The organism is Janthinobacterium sp. SUN073 (genome assembly GCF_030397665.1).
Lineage (GTDB): Bacteria > Pseudomonadota > Gammaproteobacteria > Burkholderiales > Burkholderiaceae_D > Janthinobacterium.
Genome location: NZ_JAPUBT010000001.1, coordinates 251,628 through 271,257 on the forward strand (window position 1 = coordinate 251,628; position 19,630 = coordinate 271,257).

Genomic DNA, 19,630 nt, shown 5'->3' on the forward strand with positions numbered 1-19,630 from the left:
TGCGGGCTATCACGTGTTTCTCGGGTGAGTGACCGCGTCCATGCGGCCTTGCAAAAAGCCTTCCATCAGCGCCAGCAACGCCTGCGGCTGCTCCTGGTGCGGTGCATGCCCGCATTGTTCGACCATGGCGGGCACGGCGTTGAGGGCCTGCGCCACGATCGTGTCGACCTGGGCCGCGCTGCCGTACTGGTCTTCGCTGCCCTGCAGCACCAGCGCCGGACATTCGACGGACGGCAGCAGGTATTCGATGTTCCAGAACTGGAAACCGTAGCTGAGCCAGGTATCCGACCAGGCCTTGAAGATGGATTCCGTCTTGTCGCCATGGTATTTCGCCAGCGCGCGCAGCTTGCCCGCGCCAAACGCCGCGTCCGCCACGCGAATACCATCGAGCGTGACGCCCTCGACAAACACGTGCGCCGCTTCGGTGATGATGCCGCGCAAGCGCGGTGGCTGCTGCGCCGCATAAATGAGGGCGATGCTGCCGCCATCGGAGTGGCCGATGAGAAAATGGTCCTGTCCCGGCAGCAGTGCGGCTAACACTTGCGGCAACTCGCACAACGCGTAGTCGTGCAAATAATGGAGCTGGCGGCGCGCCGCCAGCGGCGACGATTGCCCATAGCCGTGGCGGTCATACAGCAAGCCGCGGCAGCCCGTCGCCTGGCATAGCTGCGCGGGAAAATCTTTCCACATCGCACAGCAGCCGAGTCCCTCGTGCAGGAATACCAGGCAAGGCTTGGCGGGGTCGCCTTCAATCAATTCGTAATAGATATCGGTTTCGGCACTCAGGTTCAGTATCGGCATGGGCTAGGCTCGCAACGGGTTGCGTATCGACAGGTCGGCTGCGCCTATTGTGCCATTGTCCTGCGCGGCATGCGTGGTGGCCCCATAAAAATAGCCTACGGGAAAAGATCTTGCCCCTTGCCCGCAAGGTGTTTGCGCCAGCACAAGTTAGCGCCGTTTTTCCGGTGGCCTTGCGCGCTTTTTGCCCGCGCGTTTACCTAGAATGGCTTACTCCAACAGCATGGAGCAGGCGGCTACCTTATCAGCCAGGACGTGACACTGGCCGTCACGGCAACAGATAGGGCGTCTTGCCGCACGACGACAGGTGCGGCGTCCAAACTATCGATCAGGAGTACATCATGGAAATGAAAGTGGAACATCGCACCGGTAGCAACCTGGCACTGGAAGAAACCGATCTGCCGACGGAGCAGGAAGGAAAAAGCGCCAAAGGCGCGGCCGCACAGGACTTGAACCTGAGCCCCGCCGCCTTCACCACCTATTACACGTGGACCGCCAATGGCGTGCATCCTTCGGTCAACTTCGCCAATGCCAACGTGAAAGCCAATTCCCGCGTATTTCTCAACATCAGCGAATTTGGCGCGAATGCCCAGGACCGTTTCATCGGCGCCGCCCGCATGGCCGTGTACAACATCGCGCCGTACAACGGGGGCTTCCGGGCCTGGGTGGAAATCTCGTGGGGCAGCCCGCTCAAGGTCCGTTTCGACGTGTTTGTCGATCCCTGATCCGGGAAACACTGCGCGTGTCCCTGCCACCAGCAGAGCGGCACCGCGTATGTCGCTAAGACACTGAAGGGAGGGCAAGCGTGAACGGGAAACTGTGCGCGCAAAACAAAAGGGCCACGTGTTGCCACGTGGCCCTTTGCTACTGCTTGTTCTGGCTCCCCGACCTGGACTCGAACCAGGGACCTGCGGATTAACAGTCCGTCGCTCTACCAACTGAGCTATCAGGGAAAGGAGGCCGAATTATATACGTCAAAATTTCGCATGTCCAGTTTCAATCTGCATGGCCAGCAAAATACGCCGCCAGGGAACAAGCCTTGCCAGGTGGCTGGGTCCGTCTGCGCGGCGCCACGCAAGATAGTAGAATAGCCAGGCCTTGCCGACACGCAAGGCACTAACGGCATGCCGGCAGCGGGGCGTCGACCACCGCGCCGCCAGCATGCGCTTGCAAGGCTCACCCTTGCCCCTGGCTGACTGCTCTCACCCGACATGACAGAATCAAGCGCATCCCTGGTGGACAAGCCCGGCAGCGGCGACAGCTCGGCGGAAATTGCCGAGCATATCGCGGCCGCCATCGTGGCGCGCCAATTGCCGCCCGGTACGCGGCTGCGCGAAGAGGCGCTGAGCCGCCTGTATGGCGTCAGCCGCACCAAGATCCGCGCCGCCCTGCTGATCCTGTCCAAAGACAAACTGATCCGCATGGTGCCCGACAAGGGCGCCTTCGTCAGCCAGCCCACAGAAGCGGAAGCGCGCGACATCTTCGCCGCGCGGCGCATCATCGAAGCGGCCCTGGCGCGCGAATTCGTCGCGCGGGCCAAACCCGCCGACTACCGGATGCTGGAGCGGCACCTGAAAGCGGAGCGCCTGGCGCTGGCGCAAGCGACGCCGCTGCGCTCGCAACTGCTGGGCGACTTCCACATCTTGCTGGCCGACATCGCCGGCAACGCCGTGCTGCGCGATATCGTGCGCGAACTGGTGGGCCGCAGCTCGCTGATCACCATGCTGTACCAGTCCGGGCACGCCGCAGCCTGCTCGTATGACGAACACGGCCGCTTTCTGGAGGCGGCGCGCAGCGGTGACGCGGACCTGGCGGCGCGCCTGATGGTCGAGCACCTGACGCATGTGGAAGCGGCCTTGCGCTTCGACGGCAGTGCCGGCGACGCCAAAAAAGACCTGGTCGCGGCGCTACTGATGTAAACCGCCCCATCAAAAAAGGCCGCCCCTGCGGATGCACGGGCGGCCTTGTCATTGCGCCGGCAACTGCTTGCCGATGCCTGTCCTACTCTCCTCGCTATTCGCCCAGGTAGATAAACTTGAACAGGAAGATGGCGGCGATGATGTAAGCCACCACCGACACTTGCTTGCCCTTGCCCGTCAACAGTTTCAATACAGCGTAGGTGATGAAGCCGAACGCCACGCCGCTGGCCACCGAATAGGTAAATGGCATCATCAGCGCCGTGATGGCGGCTGGAATGCTTTCCGTGCTGTCATCCCAGTCGATGAAGGTCAGTTCGCGCAGCATCAGGCAGGCGACGTACAGCAGCGCGGGCGCCGTCGCGTACGGCGGCACCGTGTGCGCCAGCGGAGCGAAGAACAGGCTGCCCAGGAACAGCAGCGCGACGGCCACGGCCGTCAAGCCCGTGCGGCCACCCGCTTGCACGCCGGCCGCGCTTTCCACGAAGGCCGTCGTGCTGGACGTACCCAGGCAGGCGCCGGCGGCAATCGCCGTGCTGTCGGCCAGCAAGGCCTTGTTCATGCGTTCCATCTTGCCGTCTTTTAACAAGCCGGCACGGTTGGCCACGCCCATCAGGGTGCCCGTCGCATCAAACAATTCCACCAGGAAAAACACCAGCACGACGTTGACGATGCCGATCGACAGCGCGCCCATGATGTCGAGCTTGAACAGGGTCGGCTCGATGGCGGGCGGCGTGGAAACGATGCCGTTGAACTGGTTGCCGCCAAAGAAGAAGCTGGCGACGGTGATGGTGAGAATGCCGATCAGGATGGCGCCCGGCACTTTCAGGCGGTCCAGCGCGACGATGATGAAAAAACCGAGGATGGCCAGGATGGGCGCCGCCTGGTGCAAGTCGCCCAGGGCGATGATGGTGGCCGGGTTCGACACCACCACGCCCGCGCTTTTCAGGGAAATGATGGCCAGGAACAGGCCGATACCGACAGTGATGGCCGTGCGCAACGCGGGCGGGATGCTGTTGATGATCATCTCGCGCACCTTGAACAGGCTGACGAGGATAAACAGGCAGCCGGAAATGAAGACGGCGCCCAGCGCCACTTCCCAGCTCATGCCCATGCCCTTGACCACCGTGTACGAGAAGTACGCATTCAGGCCCATGCCCGGCGCCAGCGCGATCGGGTAGTTCGCATACAGGCCCATGATCAGGGTGCCGATGGCGGCCGCCAGGCAGGTGGCGACGAAAACGGCGTCTTTCGGCATGCCCGCGTCGCCGAGGATGGACGGGTTGACGAAGATGATGTAGGCCATCGTCAGGAACGTGGTCAGGCCGGCCAGCAGCTCCGTGCGCACATTGGTCCCGTTGTCCTTCAGTTTGAAATAGCGTTCCAGGAACTGCATGATTAACCCCTTGTTTTGGTAAAACCGCGCGCCGGGTCTTGGCCCATGCGCATCTTTTTTTCTTGCAACAACTGTTTACTTGGTCGGTACGTTGGCAGGCTTGAAGGCCCACCAGCGGCTGCCCGCAAAATTCCAGACCAGCCCGATGCCCGTCGCCAGCACCTGCGCCAGCCAGTAATACCAGCCCAGTTGGTGTACCAGCAGCCACATCAGGCCCGTATTGATGCACCAGCCTATGCCCAGCAAGGTGAAATACTTGGACGCCGCCTCGCCATGGCCCTTGTCGCTTTTAAACGTGAAAAAGTAATTGAGGAGGTAGTTGACGACGGAACCCATGATGTAGCCGATGCCGGAAGCGGCGGCGGCGCTGATGCCGGCCCATTCCACGCCGCCCCACAGCACGCTGTATTGCACGGCCGTGCCGGAAGCGCCGACGGCGGCGAAACGCAAAAATTGGTGATGCAGGGAATGAGACATTGTCAATTTTCAAATGAGCGAAAGCAGGATCGGACCAGAATAAAAAATGGCTACGATTGCTCGTAACCATTTTTCAGCCTGCATTTTACTGCAAGTTGCGCCCAACGTTCATATTCGCCGCCGATTCTCCACGGCTCCGATGCTTATTCCTTGCCTTGGCGGCGCCGGCGCAACCATACAAACAGCGCGACCAGCAGCAAGATACCCGCGATGCCGCCCGGCAGCATGAAGGGCTGCATGCGCGCCAGCACGGGCTGCTCGCCACCGCTGCGCGCCTGCGCCACGTAAGCGGGGGTGACCGACACGTCCGGGTTGCCATACTGCTTCAGCACGTAATTGGCGATCGAAGCGATCTGCTCGTCCGTCAATGGCTGCACGTAGGAGCGCTGGTCGAAACGGGGCATGAACGCTTCATGTTCTTCCCCTTCGATCTTGCGCTCGACGCCAAACAGGATGGCCGAGACCAGGTTGGCCGGCGTGGCGCCGCCCGTTGCCGTGTTGTTGAACAGGGCGGGATAAGCCTGGCCCGTGCTGCCGGCGCCGCTGGCCGAATGGCAGCTGGCGCAATAGCCGGAAAACAGCACCGCGCCGCTGTTCAGCGAATGGTGCTCGGTGGAGCCGGCCATGCCGCGCAGCGCAGCTTCCTCGCTGGCGGCGCTGCCGTAACTGAAGGCGGCCCTGGTCTGCCCCGGCGCGCGCACGGCCGGCACCGTGCGCAAGTACGCCACGATGGCGGCCACGTCGTCGTCGCGCAAAAATTGCAGGCTGTTCTGGATGGCTTCGGCCATGCCGCCCGCCGCCTGCCCCTTGCCTTCCACGTGACCTGTTTTGAGGTAGGCGGCGATTTCCCCGTCCGTCCAGGCGCCGATGCCGCTGACCTTGTCGGACGTGATGTTGGGCGCATGCCAGGAGCCGAGGGCGGCGCCCGCCAGGGTTTGGCTACCGATTTCCGCCATCAGCGCGTTGCGCGGCGTATGGCAAGCGCTGCAGTGCGCCAGGCCTTCGGCCAGGTAGGCGCCGCGATTGATCTGCGCGCTTTTCGCCGGGTCCGGCACAAAGCGCTTATTGTCGAGGAACAAGGTATTCCAGCCCAGCATGGACAGGCGCACATTGAACGGGAATGGCAGCGCCGTCTGGCGCGCCGGCTCGTCGACGGGCTGGACGGCCTGCATGAAGTAGTAATACAGGTCGCCCACGTCCGCATCCGTCAGCATCGCATAGCTGGTGTAAGGCATGGCAGGGTACAGATGGCTGCCATCGGCGCGCACGCCGTCGCGCAGCGCGCGCGCAAAATCCGCTTCGCTGTAATGCCCGATGCCGCCTTTTTTCGACGGTGTGATATTCGTCGCATAAATCGTGCCCAGCGGCGAATCGATGGCGTAGCCACCCGCATACGGCTTGCCGCCTGCTGCCGTATGGCAGGCCATGCAATCGGCCGCGATGGCCAGGTAGCGGCCCCGCTCCAGGCGCGCATCGGGCTTGGCGGCCACGGGTGCGGCCGGGCGGTCCGGCGTGAGGGTGACGGGTGGCGCCGGTGGCACCGGTGGCACAGCGTACGCGGCCAGCGGCAAACCGGCCGCCAGCGTCAGACTCAGTAACAAACGGCGCATCATGCGGCCTCCCTTGCCAGGGTGCGGGCGATGTCGTCGGCCGCGCGCAAACCGAGCGCGGCCATGCTGAGGGTGGTGTTGACGACGCTGGCCGACGGCATGGCGCCGCCGCCCGGCAGCCACAGGTTGGCATGATCGTGGGCGCGGCAATTGCCGTCGACGACGGAATCAAGACGGTTACTACCCATGATGACGCCGCCCATGATGTGGTTGTTGGCGTTCAGGCTGTCGGTGATATGGAATTCCACGGCGCCGAACAGCTTGCCGATGTGTTCGAGCTGCGCATGCGCGGCCTTCGCGCCAGCGCGCACGTAGTCGCCCACGTCATAATAAATGTCGGGACAGGCCAGGCCCAGCGGGTCCTTGCGCGTCTTGCTCAAGGTCAAGCGGTTGTGCGCTTCGGGCAGCGGTTCCAGGCTGATCGACAAGTCCACGCCAAACGCGGCGCGGCGGCGGATTTCATCGTCGAGATCCTTGCCCACCAGGCCCAGCTTCAAGGATTGCTGCGTAGCAGGTCCCACCCTGGTAATGTTATTCAGGATCATCTTGTTGGCCGAATACTGCGCGCGGAAGGCGCCGTCGCGCGGTCCCACCAGGCAGCTGCTCTGCGCCGGGCCACGGCCCGTCCAGATCGGCTCATTGGCGAGGAAGGTACAGTGGAAACCCGAGTGGTCCATCATGTTGCGACCGACCTGGTCCGAACTGTTGGCGATGCCGTTCGGATTGTTCTGATTCGCCGCCAAGAGCAGCAAACGCGGTGTTTCGATGCCGTTGCAGGCAATCACGAAGGCCTTGCCCGTCGCCATGTGCGACTGTTTTTTCGCGTCATACCAGTGCACGGCGGTGACGCGGTTGTTCTGGTCCGTGTCGATGCGGTAGACGACGGCCTCGGCCAGCACGCCCGCCCCTTTCAGCTCGGCCCGCTCCACGTGGTGGATGCCGTTGTACATGGCGCCGATGGGGCAAATTGGCTGGCAATTGTTATTGCCGCAGCAAGTGGGACGGCCCTGCCATGGACGCGTCGAGCGCCCTTGCGGGATCGGCACGGAGCGGTAGCCGTGCGGGTTGACCACTTCGGCGAAGCGCTTGTCGCCATAGCCCCAGGGCACCATGTCCATCGGATACGGTTTGCTGCGCTCGCTGGGCGACTGCTGCGCCGGATCGTTGGGGCCGGCCACGCCCATTTCCTGCTCGGCGCGGCAATAGTACGGTTCCAGCTCATCGTAGGAAATGGCCCAGTCGCGCCCTACCCCGTAATCGCTTTTCATGCGCATGTCGGACGGCAAATGGCGCCAGCACGATGCGGCCCAGTGCCAGGTGGTGCCGCCTACCGTGCGCAGATAACCCTGCTGGAAACTGCTGCCACTGGGGCCGGACAATTCCACATAGTTGTTCTTTGGGAAATACAGGGGCGCGGGCGCATTGTCCGCCTGCGGATACAGGCCCTGGAAGTCGGAGCCGACGCGGTTCTCGAACGGCATGTTGCGCCAGTTTTCCACGGCTTGCCCCCGCTCGATGCGCAAGCCCGCTTCCAGCATGATCACGGAATGGCCTTGGGCGGCCAGCTGGTCGGCCATCATGGCGCCCACGACACCGGTGCCGACGATAACGACATCGGCGACAACGTCGCCATTACTCTTGAATTGCGGTGATTTCATTTTGCTTGCTTGCCTTTCGGTTCGGGAGTGCCGGTAGTGGCCGGGGCCGGTATGGGTTTGGGCGCCACGGGCGCGGAGACGCGCACGGCCGGCGGCGCCTTCAGCCACCACAGGGGGCCGTAGTTGCAATAGGTGGGCACGACCTGGCCATCGGCCACCGTGCGGTACATCAACGCTTCCGCATACGCGACGACGATGGACTTCGTGCCCTGCGCCGCATTGCCGGCGACGGTGCCCGTGTACCAGGCGGCGACGATGGCCAGCGCCAGCTCGCGCAAGCTGGCGTCCGCAGCGGTGGCGGCCGCCAGCAGGGCTTTCGCTTCCTGGCCCATGACGAGCAGCGCGCCCAGCCGCGGCAAGCGCTCGGCGAAGCCGGGCACGTTCGTGCGCATGGCTTGCTCGATGCGCGCCGCCGTGTCAGCGGACAGATCGCGGTGGCCCGTGATGGTTTGCGACAAGGTGTAGAACAGCATGGTGACGGGCACCAGGCCGGGCGCCGGAGCGCTGGCCGGCGCCTGCATGGCGGCGGACAGGGGATTGCTCCAGAACCCTGCCTGCGCCAGCAAGGCGGCCAGGCCGATCAGGGCGTGGCGGCGGCTGATGCGAGGAAGGGATGAAACGGATGTTGCAGATGGTTCAGTGCCTGGATGGTTCATGAGACTCCCGCAAGACTTGTTATTTTATTGACTTCGATGATTGCGCTACATTGCATTTGCGCATAGATGGAACCGGTTCCATATTATCCTACAGAAGTAAATAGTCTGCCAATGTAGTACTACTACTGAGACACTGCCCTGGGCAATTCCGGTATGGATTCAGGCATTCTGCGCAGGCAAAACGCCAGTCCCGGCTGACTGCCCAGGCGATAACGGAAGTCGAGCACGCTGCCGCCGGCCAGGTTGGGCTTGCCAGGCAAGGCCAGGGGCAGGTTCAGGCTGCACTCATGGTCGCCCAGGACGATGTCGCCATGCACGCGGATGCGCGTCAGCAATCGCGGCGCCTGCCCCAGCACGTCAGGCAGGCGGATGCTGGCGGCCGGCAAACTGTCGCCCTGCTCGTCCTGCCTGCCCTGCCAGGCGCGCAAGGCGTCACCATCGAGGGCAAACACGCGGCCCCAGTCGGTGCACGGCGCATCCGGCGCGCGCCGGTCCAGGCCCAGGTGCACGGTGACGGATGCCGGCAGCGGCGCCGCCGCAGGCGCTTGCGCGTGCAGATTGCGCAGGATGGCCACCTGCGGCTCCTTGCCCAGCGCCGTATTCATGGTTTCGCTGACGATCACGCCGGCATGGCGCCGCCAGCAATGCGGTAGGCGGCCGCGTCGGCGCAAATGTATGCCGTGACATGGCTATCCAGGCCCAGGCTTGCAATCAGTTCGCGCGCATAGGCCAGGGTCTCGGCATGCACGTCGAGGATGACAAACTGCACCAAGTCCGCATCCAGCACGGCCATCACAGGCAGGGCAAGCAAGGCGAACGGGCCGCAGCCCGCATACAGCACGCGCACGGGCCGGCCACCGCTCACCTCCAGGCGCTCGCGCACGGCCAGCGCCAGGCCCTGGATGATGGCGGCGCTGCGGTACGGCTCGCGCGCGCACAGGCCCGCCTGCACGGGCGAGATGGCCCAGCCGCTGGGAAGAAAGCTTTCGCCGTCGCGCAAACCGTCCTGCCGGTCCATGGGCAGGCGCGAATGGCGCTCGACGAGCCGGCGCAGCTGCACCGTTTCACCGACCAGGCTGGCCAGGGAGCGCTGCGGGTCGCACAGCGCGGCCGCGATGGCGGCCAGTTCCGCGCGTGCCGGATTCATGCGAGACTCCACTGGCAAGACGGGATAAAGACAGAATGCATGGCGGCTTCCTTGAAATGATTGCAAGTACGCGGAAAAATTGGCAGCATAGCAAATAAATACATGCCTGCTCATTTGCCGCCATCGCAACCACCTACCGGAGCACCGATGCACGCCTTGCCGCTTTCCGCCCTCGCCAGCCTGCCCGCCCCCTACCAGTTGCGCGTCCAGTGCGAGGACGACGAAGGCTTTGCCGCCGCGCTGTACGGCTCCACACGCGGCGACTTGCGCCAGATGCCGGCCGAGCCCGCCGTCATCGAACAGCTGATCGCCATGCAGCAGCGCATGCAAAGCCACGGCTACCGCCAGGCGTATCCGCACGCCGTGTACCTGGTGCTGCAGCACGGCGACATCCCCATCGGCCGCCTGATCCTGGACCGCCAGGATCAGGTGCTGCACCTGGTCGACATCGCCATCCTGCCCGCCGCGCAAGGCAAGGGCGCCGGCAGCGCCGTGCTGCGCGGCCTGCAGGCGCAAGCCGCTGCGGAGCAATGGCAGATCCACCTTGCGGTCAACAAGGGCAACGCCGCCGCGCGCGCACTGTACCTGCGGCTGGGCTTTCGCCTGCGCGGGGAAAACGAGGTGCAGGAGCAACTGGAATGGAGCGCGCCATAGTGCCGGCGCAACATACCCCCAGCACCTGGCTGCAACTGCCGCTGCGCTTCGACGTGGCGCGCATGCAGAGCGACAGCGACCAGTTCGCCGCCGGCGAATGGATCAGCCATTTCAACACGGGCGCCTATGACACGGGCTGGAGCTGCATACCGCTGCGCTCGCCCGGCGGAGCAGCCGACAACATCATGCCCGTCGACGGCGCCGCCTACGCAGACACGCCGCAACTGGCGCGCTGCCCCCGCCTGCGCGAAGTGCTCGCCAGCTTCGCATGCGAGATCCGCGCCGCGCGCCTGATGGCGCTGGCGCCGGGCGCCATCATCCGCGCGCACCGCGACGCCGGCACGTCGCTGGCCGATGGCTTGATCCGCATCCACATCCCCATCCACACTTCACCGCAGGTGCTGTTTACCATCGATGGCGCAACCGTCCACTTCACGGCCGGGCACGCCTGGTACATGGATGCCAGCTGCCTGCACGCGGTGCACAACAGAGGCACGACGCCGCGCATCCACCTCGTGCTCGACTGCATCAGCAATGCCTGGCTCGAAGCGCTGTTCGCCTCGGCCGGCTTCGTGCCGAAAGCGGCCCACAAGTATGGCGACCCCAGCATCCACGATGGCAATGTGCGGGCCGTCATCGCCCAGCTGCGATTGTCGCCCTCGCCTGCCAGCCTGGCACTGGCCAGGGAATTGGCCACGCTGGCCGCCTTGGCCGACGGGAGCGCGCCGTGAGCGCCGCACCGGGCCTGGCCCAGCAGGAACGCTTGCTGGCCAGGGGCGAGACGGTGCCGTGGCACGAGGGCATGGATCTGCGCGGCTGGTATCCGCTGTACGTGGAGCGCGGCGATGCGCTGGCGGACGCTGCCATGTGCTGGCGCGAGCTGGGAGAAACGGCTTTCAGCGACGCCTTCTTTGTCAATACGCTGACGCGCCAGCCGCATGAGGAGCGCCGCGTCTGCCGCACGCCGCTGGCCGCGCTGGCGACGCCCGGCGATTGCCTGGCGCCCGACGCCTTCATCTTCCACGTCTCGCGCTGCGGCTCAACCCTGCTGAGCCAGCTGCTGGCGTCCTTGCCGCAATGCATAGTCATGTCCGAGCCGCCCGTTATCGACTCGCTGCTGCGCCTGCATCACGACAGCGGCGACCCGGCGGCCAGCATCACCCTGCTGCGCCAGGCCATCCTGGCACTGGGCCAGCGCCGCTCCGGCGAAGAATCACACTTCATCATCAAGTTCGACTGCTGGCACATCCACAGCCTGGACTTGCTGCGGCAAGCATTTCCCGGCACGCCCTGCCTGTTCGTCTACCGCGAACCGCTGGCCGTGCTCGCCTCGCACCAGCGCCAGCGCGGGCCGCAAATGGTGCCCGGCATGCTGCACCCGGCACAGCTGCCGCTGCCCGCGCACCAACTGGCGCCGGGCGATATCGACGGTTATACGGGCCTGGTGCTGGCCAGCCTGCTCAACGCCGCCCTGCCCCATGCGGCTGCCGGCCAGTTGCAGTTAATTGACTACAAGCAATTGCCAGGCATCCTCTTCAGCGATTTATTGGCCCGCTTCGGCATCGCCACTACAGCGACGCAGTTGCAAGCGATGCGCGCGCGCGGCGGTGTGCATGCGAAATACGGCACCGTCTACCGCGGCGATCCGCCAGTGCCAGCAGCAGACGGCCTGGCCGCCATCGCCGCGCAATTGCAACCGGGCTATCTGGCGCTGGAAGCGTTGCGGCTGCATGGCGGGCAAGCCAATGACTTCCATGAAACCCAACTCTGACAAGGAGGCATGTCGACGTACCCGCTGAAGACCATGCGATAGATAGCTGTTCAACTACGGCGCAATCCCCGCGTGCAATGCGCCGCCCTTACAAGCAACCTGAAACTGACCCTCACACCATGATAAAAAAAATGACATTGGCAGTGCTCTTGACCGCCCTGATTCCCTTCTACGCATGCCAGGCGCAAACCACGGCGGAAGCGAAACCGGCTTCCGCGGAAGTCACCACCACCCTGACACCCAATATTGGCGGCATCAAGCAAGTGGTGGAAATCAGGACGGACGACGCGAACAAGCCCGTCCTGCTGTTTTTATCCGGCGGCCCGGGAAGCTCCATGATCAAGGGGGCGGATGCCTTTACGAATCTCCTGAAAAGCAGATTTACGATTGTGCAATGGGACCAGCGGGATGCCGGAAAAACCTTGAAACTGAATCCCTCCCCCACTCAGCCGTCCGTCGGGCAGATGGAGCAGGACACGTATCAAGTCATCCAATTTCTGCGCAAGGAGTTAAAGCAGGACAAAATATACTTGCTGGGCAGTTCCTGGGGCAACGTACTGGGCTTTGACATCGTCAAGCATCACCCGGAACTGCTGCATGCCTACTTCGCGTCGAATCCTGTCGTGAGCCAGCTGGAAAGCGAGAAGGAATTGCTGCAAGCCTTGAAAACCCATTTCAGGGACAATGCCCTCGCCAGCCGGGAACTGGACAGCATCAGTTTCCCGTTTGCCAGTGACGAAAGCATGTTTTACTTAAGAAAATGGCTTTTTTACAAGGATGGCAAGGAATTTGCAACGAGCGAGGGATTCAAGACGGGCTTTCTGCAATGGTCAAAAACCTGGTCGCCCGTCTGGAACGAGGTCATGAACATTGATCTGCCCAGTACCTTGAAGAGCGTTGACTGCCCCGTGTATTTCTTCGTCGGCAAAAACGATATCCAGACCTCAACCAGGATCACGCAAGCGTATTTCGAGGCCTTGAAGGCACCAAGGAAGGGGCTGTTTTTCTTTGACCATTCCGGGCATCAGATACACCAGGATGAACCGGCAAAGTTTCAAGAAGCCATCATCAAGACATTGGATGCGGCTGCCAATTCCTGATGCAACGTCCGGTAGCCTGGCCTAGTCGTCGGCAATGCTCGCAGCGGCCTTGCGGATCAGCGACGCCACCGCATGGGCTTGCGAAATGTAAATGGCATGGCTGCCGACAACTTCGACCACCTTCGAGCCCGCTCGTTGGGCCATCTCGCGCTGCATCGCCGGTGCAATCATCTTGTCGCCGGTCGCGACCAGGTACCAGCTGGGCTTGTTCCTCCAGGCTGGCGTTTCGACCACGCCAGTCAGGGCGGCCAGGCCCCAGGGCACTTGCGATGCCGCCATGAAGTTGGTCTTACCCTTGGGCACATCGGCCGCGAAGGCAGCCGCAAACTTTTTCTGGTCGAGCAACAGGAAACCATCGTGCGGAGGCAGGATTGGCGGCAGCGGTGCGCCAGGCGGGGCATTCTTCAGCAAGGAATCGACAGACTCGCCCTGGTCCGGCACGAACGCCGCGATGTAAACCAATGCCTTGACCTTGGGGTCGTTCCCCGCTTGCGTGACCACGGCACCGCCATACGAATGACCTACCAGGACCACGGGACCCGGCACTGCGGCGATGACCCGCTGGGTCGCGGCCACGTCGTCCGCCAGTGATAGCGTTGAGTTTTGCACAATGGCAACATGACAGCCATCGTTACGCAGCACCCGGTAGACCCCTTCCCAGCCCGATCCGTCAACAAAACCGCCATGCACGAGCACGATCGTTGCCAGTCCGACGCTTGTGACTTCATTCATGTCAGCCTCTCCCCGAAGTTGAAAGCGATGACAGACCCGCCAACGCCTTGCCCCTTTAGTCTATCGCCGGATGCCTGACGATCTGTGCGGTGGATCAAGAGCAGGCGACACGGGCGTCTCACGCTGCCCCTGAAACGCAAAAAGCCCAACCGTTCAAGGCTGGGCTTTCTGCTACTGCATGTTCTGGCTCCCCGACCTGGACTCGAACCAGGGACCTGCGGATTAACAGTCCGTCGCTCTACCAACTGAGCTATCAGGGAAAAGAGGCCGCATTTTATAGGGTAAATTTTACGCTGTCCAGATTTCCCCCGAAAAAGGTGTATTTTCCTGCCTCACCTTGCACGACGGTCAGCCGGGATGCTCTTGCGGATAGTAGTCAAATACCAGCACACGGCCCAGCCATGGCTTGAGCTGCTCGACAAAGGCCAGGTGGGCCGGATGGGTCAGATACACGTCGCGCGCTCCGGCGTCATCGAAGGTCAGGGTAAAGCAATCGGTAAAGCCATCATCGAGGCCTTCCGGGCTGACGTTCGGCCCCCATTCAAATTGCCGCACGCCGGGAATGCGGTGTTTCAGCTGGGAAAATTCGTAGACGAGTTCGGCATGCTTGGCGGAGGTGATGCCATCGAGGAAGTCGCACAGGACGATATGGCGCAAGGCAGAGGTACAAGTCATGGGAAGGGGCTCCTGAAGTGATGCATTCAGGATAGCGCAAAACGCGATCACGCACAGGCCGGCCCTACGGGCTGCGGCGAAAAACAAAAAAGGCCATGTTTTTCAACATGGCCTTCCGAATTCTGGCTCCCCGACCTGGACTCGAACCAGGGACCTGCGGATTAACAGTCCGTCGCTCTACCAACTGAGCTATCAGGGAAAAGAGGCCGTATTATATAGGCCAAATCTGGCGCTGTCCAGATTTCCATAGGGAAATTCTTATGCCGGCCATGACGCCTGCGCTGGCGCCGCAAAAACAAAAAAGGCCACGTTTTTCAACGTGGCCTTCCGAATTCTGGCTCCCCGACCTGGACTCGAACCAGGGACCTGCGGATTAACAGTCCGTCGCTCTACCAACTGAGCTATCAGGGAAAAGAGGCAATATTATATGTCGGCTGTTTCGTATTTGCAAGACTCATACTGCACCCCGACAAACACGGCCTTCGCCGACTTCCCACTGCCATCAGCACCACACTTGCATGCAGCGCCGAAGAAGCAAGATCTTAAAGCACTTTGGCGATCGCGTCAATGACGATGTCGATATTGCGCGAATTCAACGCTGCCACGCAGATACGGCCCGTGTCGACGGCGTAGATCGATTGCTCGCGCAAGGTCGCCACTTGTTCCTTGGTGAGACCCGAGTACGAGAACATGCCGATTTGCTGGCGCACGAATTCGAAGTCGTGGCCTGGCGCCTTGACCTTCAGTTTTTCCACGAAGGCATTGCGCATTTCACGGATGCGCACGCGCATGCCGGCCAGCTCCTCTTCCCACAGCTGGCGCAGTTCCGGCGTGGCCAGGACGGTGGCGACCACCTTGCCGCCGTGTACTGGCGGGTTCGAGTAGTTGGTGCGCACGACGCGTTTCAATTGCGACAACAGACGGGACGCTTCCTCGGCGCTCGATGCGACGACGCTCAGGGCGCCCACGCGCTCACCGTACAGCGAGAACGATTTCGAGAACGAGTTCGATACCAGCAGCGGGCCGCCCGCGTCGGCGAAGCGGCGCACCACGGCGCCGTCTTCGGCGATGCCGTTGGCAAAGCCCTGATAAGCCATGTCCAGGAACGGCACCAGGCCGCGCGACGTGACCACGCTGATGATCTGATCCCACTGGGCCACGCTCAGGTCGGCGCCCGTCGGGTTGTGGCAGCAGGCGTGCAGCACGACGATGGAGCCCGCAGGCATGGCGTTCAGGCTGGCCAGCATGCCGTCGAAGTTCACGCCATGGGTGGCGGCATCGTAGTACGTGTAGTTATTCACGACGAAACCGGCGCTTTCGAACAGCGCGCGGTGGTTTTCCCAGCTCGGGTCGCTGATGTAGACTTGCGCACCCGGCGCGAAGCGCTGCAGGAAGTCGGCGCCGATCTTCAGTGCACCCGTGCCGCCGATGGCTTGCACGGTGATGGCGCGGCGCTCTTGAATAACGGCGCTATCGGCGCCAAATACGAGTTCTTGCACCGCCTTGTCGTAGGCAGCCAGGCCTTCGATCGGCAGATAGGTGCGTGGCGAAGCCTGCTCGATCAGGATGGCTTCCGCCTTGCGTACGCAAGCTAACAGAGGCACTTTACCGTTGTCGTCATAATAGACGCCAACGCCCAGATTGATTTTGGCGGGATTCTGGTCCGCGTTAAATGCTTCGGTGATGCCCAGGATCGGGTCGCGTGGGGCCATCTCGATGGCGCTAAACAGACTGGCAGAAACAGTTGGGTTCGTCATGATAAGATTGGATTCGATTGGAAGCAGGTTCACAGCGGAGTTGTAGACAGCGCCCCAAAATACAACGCCAGGGCCGCCAGCAGAGCACTATTCTAACAAAGGTCTGATTCACATGCCCGAATTATCTACCGCCAGCGAGGCGGAAAGCGCAATTATCTCTTTCCCGGATTCCCCCTTCAAGCTGCACCAGCCCTTCTCTCCGGCCGGTGATCAGCCGGCGGCGATCGCCCAGTTATCCGAGGGAATTGCCGATGGACTGGCCTTCCAGACCCTGCTGGGCGTGACCGGTTCGGGCAAGACCTACACCATGGCCAACGTCATCGCGCGCATGGGCCGGCCCGCCATCGTCTTCGCCCCCAACAAGACGCTGGCGGCGCAGCTGTACAGCGAGTTCCGCGACTTTTTCCCGCAAAATGCGGTCGAATACTTCGTCAGTTACTACGATTACTACCAGCCCGAAGCCTACGTGCCGCAGCGCGACCTGTTCATCGAAAAGGACTCGTCGATCAACGAGCATATCGAACAGATGCGTTTGTCGTGCACCAAGTCGCTGATGGAGCGGCGCGACGTCATCATCGTCGCCACCGTCTCGGCCATCTACGGTATCGGTAACCCCAACGAATACCACCAGATGATCCTGACGTTGCGCGTAAAAGACAGAGTCAGCCAGCGCGACGTCATCGCGCGCCTGATCCAGATGCAGTACACGCGCAACGAGGTCGACTTCGGCCGCGGCACCTTCCGCGTGCGCGGCGATACCATCGACATCTTCCCCGCCGAGCATGCGGAACTGGCCGTGCGCCTGGAAATGTTCGACGACGAGATCGAATCGATCCAGCTGTTCGACCCGCTGACGGGCCGCGTGCGGCAAAAAATCCCCCGCTTCACCGTGTACCCGGGTTCGCACTACGTGACGCCCCGCTCCACCGTGCTGCGCGCCGTGGAAACCATCAAGGACGAGCTGCGCGAGCGCCTCGATTTCTTCCGCAAGGAAAATAAATTGATCGAAGAGCAGCGGCTGGAACAGCGCACGCGCTTCGACCTGGAAATGATGGCCGAAATCGGTTTCACCAAGGGCATCGAAAACTACTCGCGCCACCTGTCCGGCGCGCTGCCGGGCGAACCGCCGCCCACCCTGGTCGACTATCTGCCGCCCGACGCGCTGATGTTCCTCGACGAGTCGCACGTGCTGACGGGCCAGCTGAGCGCCATGTACAACGGCGACCGCTCGCGCAAGACGAACCTGGTCGACTACGGCTTCCGCCTGCCGTCGGCGCTGGACAACCGGCCCTTGAAATTCGAGGAATTCGAGCAAAAGATGCGCCAGACGGTGTTCGTCTCGGCCACGCCGGGCGACTACGAAAAAAACCATTCCGACCAGGTGGTCGAACAGGTGGTGCGCCCCACGGGCCTGGTCGACCCGCAGATCATCGTGCGCCCCGCCAGCACGCAGGTGGACGACCTGATGTCGGAAATCGTCGAGCGCATCAAGAAGGACGAGCGCGTGCTGGTCACCACGCTCACCAAGCGCATGTCGGAGCAATTGACGGAATACCTGGGCGACCATGGCATCAAGGTGCGCTACCTGCACAGCGATATCGAAACGGTGGAGCGCGTGGAAATCCTGCGCGACCTGCGCCTGGGCACCTTCGACGTGCTGGTGGGGATCAACCTGCTGCGCGAGGGCCTGGACTTGCCGGAAGTGTCGCTGGTCGCCATCCTCGACGCGGACAAGGAAGGCTTCTTGCGCTCCGAGCGCAGCCTGATCCAGACCATCGGCCGCGCCGCGCGTAACCTGAACGGCACGGCGATCCTGTACGGCGACCGCATCACGGACTCCATGCGCCGCGCCATCGACGAGACGGAGCGCCGCCGCGCCAAGCAGATCGCTTTCAATACGGCCAACAACATCATCCCGATCGGCGTGAAAAAATCGATCCGCGAAATGATCGACGGCGTCTACAGCCCGCAGGAAGCGCGCGACAACCTGCAAGTGGCGCAGGAAGCGGCGAAGTTCGAAGCCATGAACGAGAAACAGGTCAGCAAGGAAATCAAGCGCCTGGAAAAACTGATGCTCGACCACGCCAAGAACCTGGAGTTCGAAAAGGCGGCGCAGGTGCGCGACCAGCTGCACATCCTCAAGCAGCAGCTGTTCGGCGCGCCGGGCACGGACAATGTGGCGTCGATACTGGGAAAATGAATACCACGCCATGCGTAGGTCGGATTAGGCCCTGCGGGCCGTAATCCGACAACATTGTTGGCGCTGGTGGTGGTGTCGGATTACGCGCGGAGCGCTAATCCGACCTACGCGGCGACCCGACCTGCCGGCTTTCAACGTTCCTGAACAAACGCCGTCACCGCGTCGACCAGCGCGGGCGCCAGCGGCAGCGCGGGATCGCCATACGACGGCAGTTGCTGCGCCAAATCGCCACTGACCATTTTCAATACATGGTTCATGCCCGGCACAATCACCAGTCTGGCCGCCGGTGCGGCGGCCGACAAGGCTTGCGCATCGGCCACCGACACTTGCAAATCGGTCGTCCCCTGCAGTATCAATAGCGGCATGCGCAAGGCGCCAACCGCCGCGCGCGGATCGACCTTCAGCGATGAAATCAGATACGGCTGCACCGAAGGCCGGTACAGCGCCAGCAAGGCCGGCGGCACGTCGCTTACCCGCTCGCCCCGCTTAAGCGCCAGCAGGATGCGCTCGTTTTGCGCATACAGGTCGGGCGGCAGACGCGGCTTCAATTGCACGCGCAGGATATCGTCGAGCGCATTGCCGGCGCCGGCAATCAGCACACAGCCATCAAGCTGCGCTCTCTGGCAAGCCACCATCGCGATCAGCGCCCCCTCGCTATGCCCGGCCATCAGCACATTCGTAAAGCGCGGGTCGGCGCGCAACTGACGCAACCACGCAGTGGCGTCATCGATATAGTCGTCCAAGCGCAGGTCGGCTTCGCGTCGCCCCGCCGATGCACTGGCGCCGATCCCGCGCTTGTCATAGCGCAGCGTAGCGATGCCATTGCGCGCCAGCGCGTCGGCCAGCATGCGCAACGTATTACTCTGGCCCGGCAGCATGGCGCTATTGCCATTGCGATCGGTCGGACCGGAGCCCGCATGCAGCAGCACCACTGGCACTTTCCCTTGCCGATCCGGCATCGACAGCGTGCCATGCAAGACGCCGCCAGCCACCGCCAGCGCCACCTCCTGTTCACCTCCGGTGGCGGCGCGTACCGGCAAGCACACCATCAAGACCAGCATTCCCAGCATCCATCGCAACATC

At 62.7% G+C, this 19,630-nt stretch carries 19 protein-coding genes and 4 tRNA genes; 7 read left to right on the forward strand and 16 right to left on the reverse strand.

Features of this window, described 5'->3' with window-relative positions; genetic code table 11:
• Window positions 1–9 precede the first annotated feature (9 nt).
• On the reverse strand, window positions 10–801 hold the full coding sequence (locus tag O0882_RS01245) for an alpha/beta hydrolase (RefSeq protein ID WP_289944678.1): 792 nt from the start codon (window positions 799–801) through the stop codon (window positions 10–12).
• A gap of 338 nt (window positions 802–1,139) precedes the next feature.
• On the opposite strand from O0882_RS01245, the gene O0882_RS01250 reads away from it, so the two are divergent.
• A complete protein-coding gene (locus O0882_RS01250; protein ID WP_289944680.1) occupies window positions 1,140–1,523 on the forward strand; it encodes a hypothetical protein in 384 nt (127 codons plus the stop codon).
• A 152-nt stretch (window positions 1,524–1,675) separates the two neighbouring features.
• On the opposite strand, the gene O0882_RS01255 is transcribed toward O0882_RS01250, so the two are convergent.
• Window positions 1,676–1,751, reverse strand: a tRNA-Asn gene (locus tag O0882_RS01255).
• Between the two features lie 258 nt (window positions 1,752–2,009).
• Here O0882_RS01255 and O0882_RS01260 point away from each other — a divergent pair.
• The gene (locus tag O0882_RS01260; RefSeq protein ID WP_289944682.1) at window positions 2,010–2,717 is read left to right on the forward strand and encodes a GntR family transcriptional regulator; all 708 of its coding nucleotides are present in this window, start codon (window positions 2,010–2,012) and stop codon (window positions 2,715–2,717) included.
• A 94-nt stretch (window positions 2,718–2,811) separates the two neighbouring features.
• Here O0882_RS01260 and O0882_RS01265 read toward each other — a convergent pair whose 3' ends face one another.
• The 7 genes from O0882_RS01265 to O0882_RS01295 all read right to left on the reverse strand — a co-directional run bounded on the left by O0882_RS01265 (window position 2,812) and on the right by O0882_RS01295 (window position 9,658).
• Window positions 2,812–4,110, reverse strand: coding sequence for an NCS2 family permease (locus O0882_RS01265; RefSeq protein WP_289944683.1), 1,299 nt, complete (start codon window positions 4,108–4,110; stop codon window positions 2,812–2,814).
• A 75-nt stretch (window positions 4,111–4,185) separates the two neighbouring features.
• A complete protein-coding gene (locus tag O0882_RS01270; RefSeq protein ID WP_289944686.1) occupies window positions 4,186–4,587 on the reverse strand; it encodes a GtrA family protein in 402 nt (133 codons plus the stop codon).
• A gap of 143 nt (window positions 4,588–4,730) precedes the next feature.
• Complete coding sequence (locus O0882_RS01275; protein WP_354670236.1) at window positions 4,731–6,200, reverse strand: c-type cytochrome; 1,470 nt, start codon at window positions 6,198–6,200, stop codon at window positions 4,731–4,733.
• On the reverse strand, window positions 6,197–7,855 hold the full coding sequence (locus tag O0882_RS01280; protein WP_289944689.1) for a GMC family oxidoreductase: 1,659 nt from the start codon (window positions 7,853–7,855) through the stop codon (window positions 6,197–6,199). Before O0882_RS01280 ends, O0882_RS01275 begins: the two co-directional genes overlap by 4 nt.
• Window positions 7,852–8,511, reverse strand: coding sequence for a sugar dehydrogenase complex small subunit (locus O0882_RS01285; RefSeq protein WP_289944691.1), 660 nt, complete (start codon window positions 8,509–8,511; stop codon window positions 7,852–7,854). The genes O0882_RS01280 and O0882_RS01285 overlap by 4 nt, the downstream gene beginning before the upstream one ends.
• 122 nt (window positions 8,512–8,633) lie before the next feature.
• A complete protein-coding gene (locus O0882_RS01290) occupies window positions 8,634–9,134 on the reverse strand; it encodes a hypothetical protein (RefSeq protein WP_289944693.1) in 501 nt (166 codons plus the stop codon).
• Window positions 9,131–9,658: a hypothetical protein gene (locus O0882_RS01295; RefSeq protein WP_289944694.1), complete on the reverse strand. Its 528-nt coding sequence runs from the start codon at window positions 9,656–9,658 to the stop codon at window positions 9,131–9,133. Before O0882_RS01295 ends, O0882_RS01290 begins: the two co-directional genes overlap by 4 nt.
• Before the next feature lie 147 nt (window positions 9,659–9,805).
• Here O0882_RS01295 and O0882_RS01300 point away from each other — a divergent pair, with 147 nt between their 5' ends.
• The 4 genes from O0882_RS01300 (at window position 9,806) to O0882_RS01315 (ending at window position 13,183) form a co-directional block, all read left to right on the forward strand.
• A complete protein-coding gene (locus O0882_RS01300) occupies window positions 9,806–10,312 on the forward strand; it encodes a GNAT family N-acetyltransferase (RefSeq protein ID WP_289944696.1) in 507 nt (168 codons plus the stop codon).
• Window positions 10,297–11,043, forward strand: a complete 747-nt coding sequence (locus tag O0882_RS01305) for an aspartyl/asparaginyl beta-hydroxylase domain-containing protein (RefSeq protein ID WP_289944698.1) — start codon at window positions 10,297–10,299, stop codon at window positions 11,041–11,043. The genes O0882_RS01300 and O0882_RS01305 overlap by 16 nt, the downstream gene beginning before the upstream one ends.
• Window positions 11,040–12,083: a sulfotransferase gene (locus O0882_RS01310; protein WP_289944700.1), complete on the forward strand. Its 1,044-nt coding sequence runs from the start codon at window positions 11,040–11,042 to the stop codon at window positions 12,081–12,083. Before O0882_RS01305 ends, O0882_RS01310 begins: the two co-directional genes overlap by 4 nt.
• 131 nt (window positions 12,084–12,214) lie before the next feature.
• Complete coding sequence (locus O0882_RS01315) at window positions 12,215–13,183, forward strand: alpha/beta hydrolase (protein WP_289944703.1); 969 nt, start codon at window positions 12,215–12,217, stop codon at window positions 13,181–13,183.
• Window positions 13,184–13,204: 21 nt separating this feature from the next.
• Here the strand turns inward: O0882_RS01315 and O0882_RS01320 are convergent, their stop codons facing one another.
• The 6 genes from O0882_RS01320 to O0882_RS01345 all read right to left on the reverse strand — a co-directional run bounded on the left by O0882_RS01320 (window position 13,205) and on the right by O0882_RS01345 (window position 16,347).
• On the reverse strand, window positions 13,205–13,915 hold the full coding sequence (locus O0882_RS01320; RefSeq protein ID WP_289944705.1) for an alpha/beta hydrolase: 711 nt from the start codon (window positions 13,913–13,915) through the stop codon (window positions 13,205–13,207).
• A gap of 184 nt (window positions 13,916–14,099) precedes the next feature.
• Window positions 14,100–14,175 (reverse strand) — tRNA-Asn (locus O0882_RS01325).
• A gap of 88 nt (window positions 14,176–14,263) precedes the next feature.
• Window positions 14,264–14,590, reverse strand: coding sequence for a Dabb family protein (locus O0882_RS01330; RefSeq protein WP_116745121.1), 327 nt, complete (start codon window positions 14,588–14,590; stop codon window positions 14,264–14,266).
• A gap of 123 nt (window positions 14,591–14,713) precedes the next feature.
• Window positions 14,714–14,789 (reverse strand) — tRNA-Asn (locus O0882_RS01335).
• 136 nt (window positions 14,790–14,925) lie between these two features.
• Window positions 14,926–15,001 (reverse strand) — tRNA-Asn (locus tag O0882_RS01340).
• A gap of 131 nt (window positions 15,002–15,132) precedes the next feature.
• Window positions 15,133–16,347, reverse strand: a complete 1,215-nt coding sequence (locus tag O0882_RS01345) for an amino acid aminotransferase (RefSeq protein ID WP_289944710.1) — start codon at window positions 16,345–16,347, stop codon at window positions 15,133–15,135.
• 112 nt (window positions 16,348–16,459) lie between these two features.
• Between O0882_RS01345 and uvrB the strand changes: the two genes are divergently transcribed.
• Complete coding sequence (gene uvrB, locus O0882_RS01350) at window positions 16,460–18,547, forward strand: excinuclease ABC subunit UvrB (protein ID WP_289944712.1); 2,088 nt, start codon at window positions 16,460–16,462, stop codon at window positions 18,545–18,547.
• A 131-nt stretch (window positions 18,548–18,678) separates the two neighbouring features.
• Here the strand turns inward: uvrB and O0882_RS01355 are convergent, their stop codons facing one another.
• Window positions 18,679–19,629, reverse strand: a complete 951-nt coding sequence (locus O0882_RS01355; RefSeq protein ID WP_289944715.1) for an alpha/beta fold hydrolase — start codon at window positions 19,627–19,629, stop codon at window positions 18,679–18,681.
• Window position 19,630: the final 1 nt, after the last annotated feature.

Excerpts from the sequence above, each read along its gene's own strand:
- O0882_RS01260 (WP_289944682.1), top strand. The coding sequence starts at position 2,010 with ATGACAGAATCAAGCGCATCCCTGGTGGACAAGCCCGGCAGCGGCGAC.
- O0882_RS01245 (WP_289944678.1), bottom strand. The coding sequence starts at position 801 with ATGCCGATACTGAACCTGAGTGCCGAAACCGATATCTATTACGAATTG.
- O0882_RS01280 (WP_289944689.1), bottom strand. The coding sequence starts at position 7,855 with ATGAAATCACCGCAATTCAAGAGTAATGGCGACGTTGTCGCCGATGTC.
- O0882_RS01300 (WP_289944696.1), top strand. The coding sequence starts at position 9,806 with ATGCACGCCTTGCCGCTTTCCGCCCTCGCCAGCCTGCCCGCCCCCTAC.
- O0882_RS01270 (WP_289944686.1), bottom strand. The coding sequence starts at position 4,587 with ATGTCTCATTCCCTGCATCACCAATTTTTGCGTTTCGCCGCCGTCGGC.
- O0882_RS01305 (WP_289944698.1), top strand. The coding sequence starts at position 10,297 with ATGGAGCGCGCCATAGTGCCGGCGCAACATACCCCCAGCACCTGGCTG.
- O0882_RS01295 (WP_289944694.1), bottom strand. The coding sequence starts at position 9,658 with ATGAATCCGGCACGCGCGGAACTGGCCGCCATCGCGGCCGCGCTGTGC.
- O0882_RS01250 (WP_289944680.1), top strand. The coding sequence starts at position 1,140 with ATGGAAATGAAAGTGGAACATCGCACCGGTAGCAACCTGGCACTGGAA.
- O0882_RS01345 (WP_289944710.1), bottom strand. The coding sequence starts at position 16,347 with ATGACGAACCCAACTGTTTCTGCCAGTCTGTTTAGCGCCATCGAGATG.
- O0882_RS01265 (WP_289944683.1), bottom strand. The coding sequence starts at position 4,110 with ATGCAGTTCCTGGAACGCTATTTCAAACTGAAGGACAACGGGACCAAT.
- O0882_RS01320 (WP_289944705.1), bottom strand. The coding sequence starts at position 13,915 with ATGAATGAAGTCACAAGCGTCGGACTGGCAACGATCGTGCTCGTGCAT.
- O0882_RS01330 (WP_116745121.1), bottom strand. The coding sequence starts at position 14,590 with ATGACTTGTACCTCTGCCTTGCGCCATATCGTCCTGTGCGACTTCCTC.
- O0882_RS01315 (WP_289944703.1), top strand. The coding sequence starts at position 12,215 with ATGACATTGGCAGTGCTCTTGACCGCCCTGATTCCCTTCTACGCATGC.
- O0882_RS01275 (WP_354670236.1), bottom strand. The coding sequence starts at position 6,200 with ATGATGCGCCGTTTGTTACTGAGTCTGACGCTGGCGGCCGGTTTGCCG.
- O0882_RS01355 (WP_289944715.1), bottom strand. The coding sequence starts at position 19,629 with ATGTTGCGATGGATGCTGGGAATGCTGGTCTTGATGGTGTGCTTGCCG.
- uvrB (WP_289944712.1), top strand. The coding sequence starts at position 16,460 with ATGCCCGAATTATCTACCGCCAGCGAGGCGGAAAGCGCAATTATCTCT.
- O0882_RS01285 (WP_289944691.1), bottom strand. The coding sequence starts at position 8,511 with ATGAACCATCCAGGCACTGAACCATCTGCAACATCCGTTTCATCCCTT.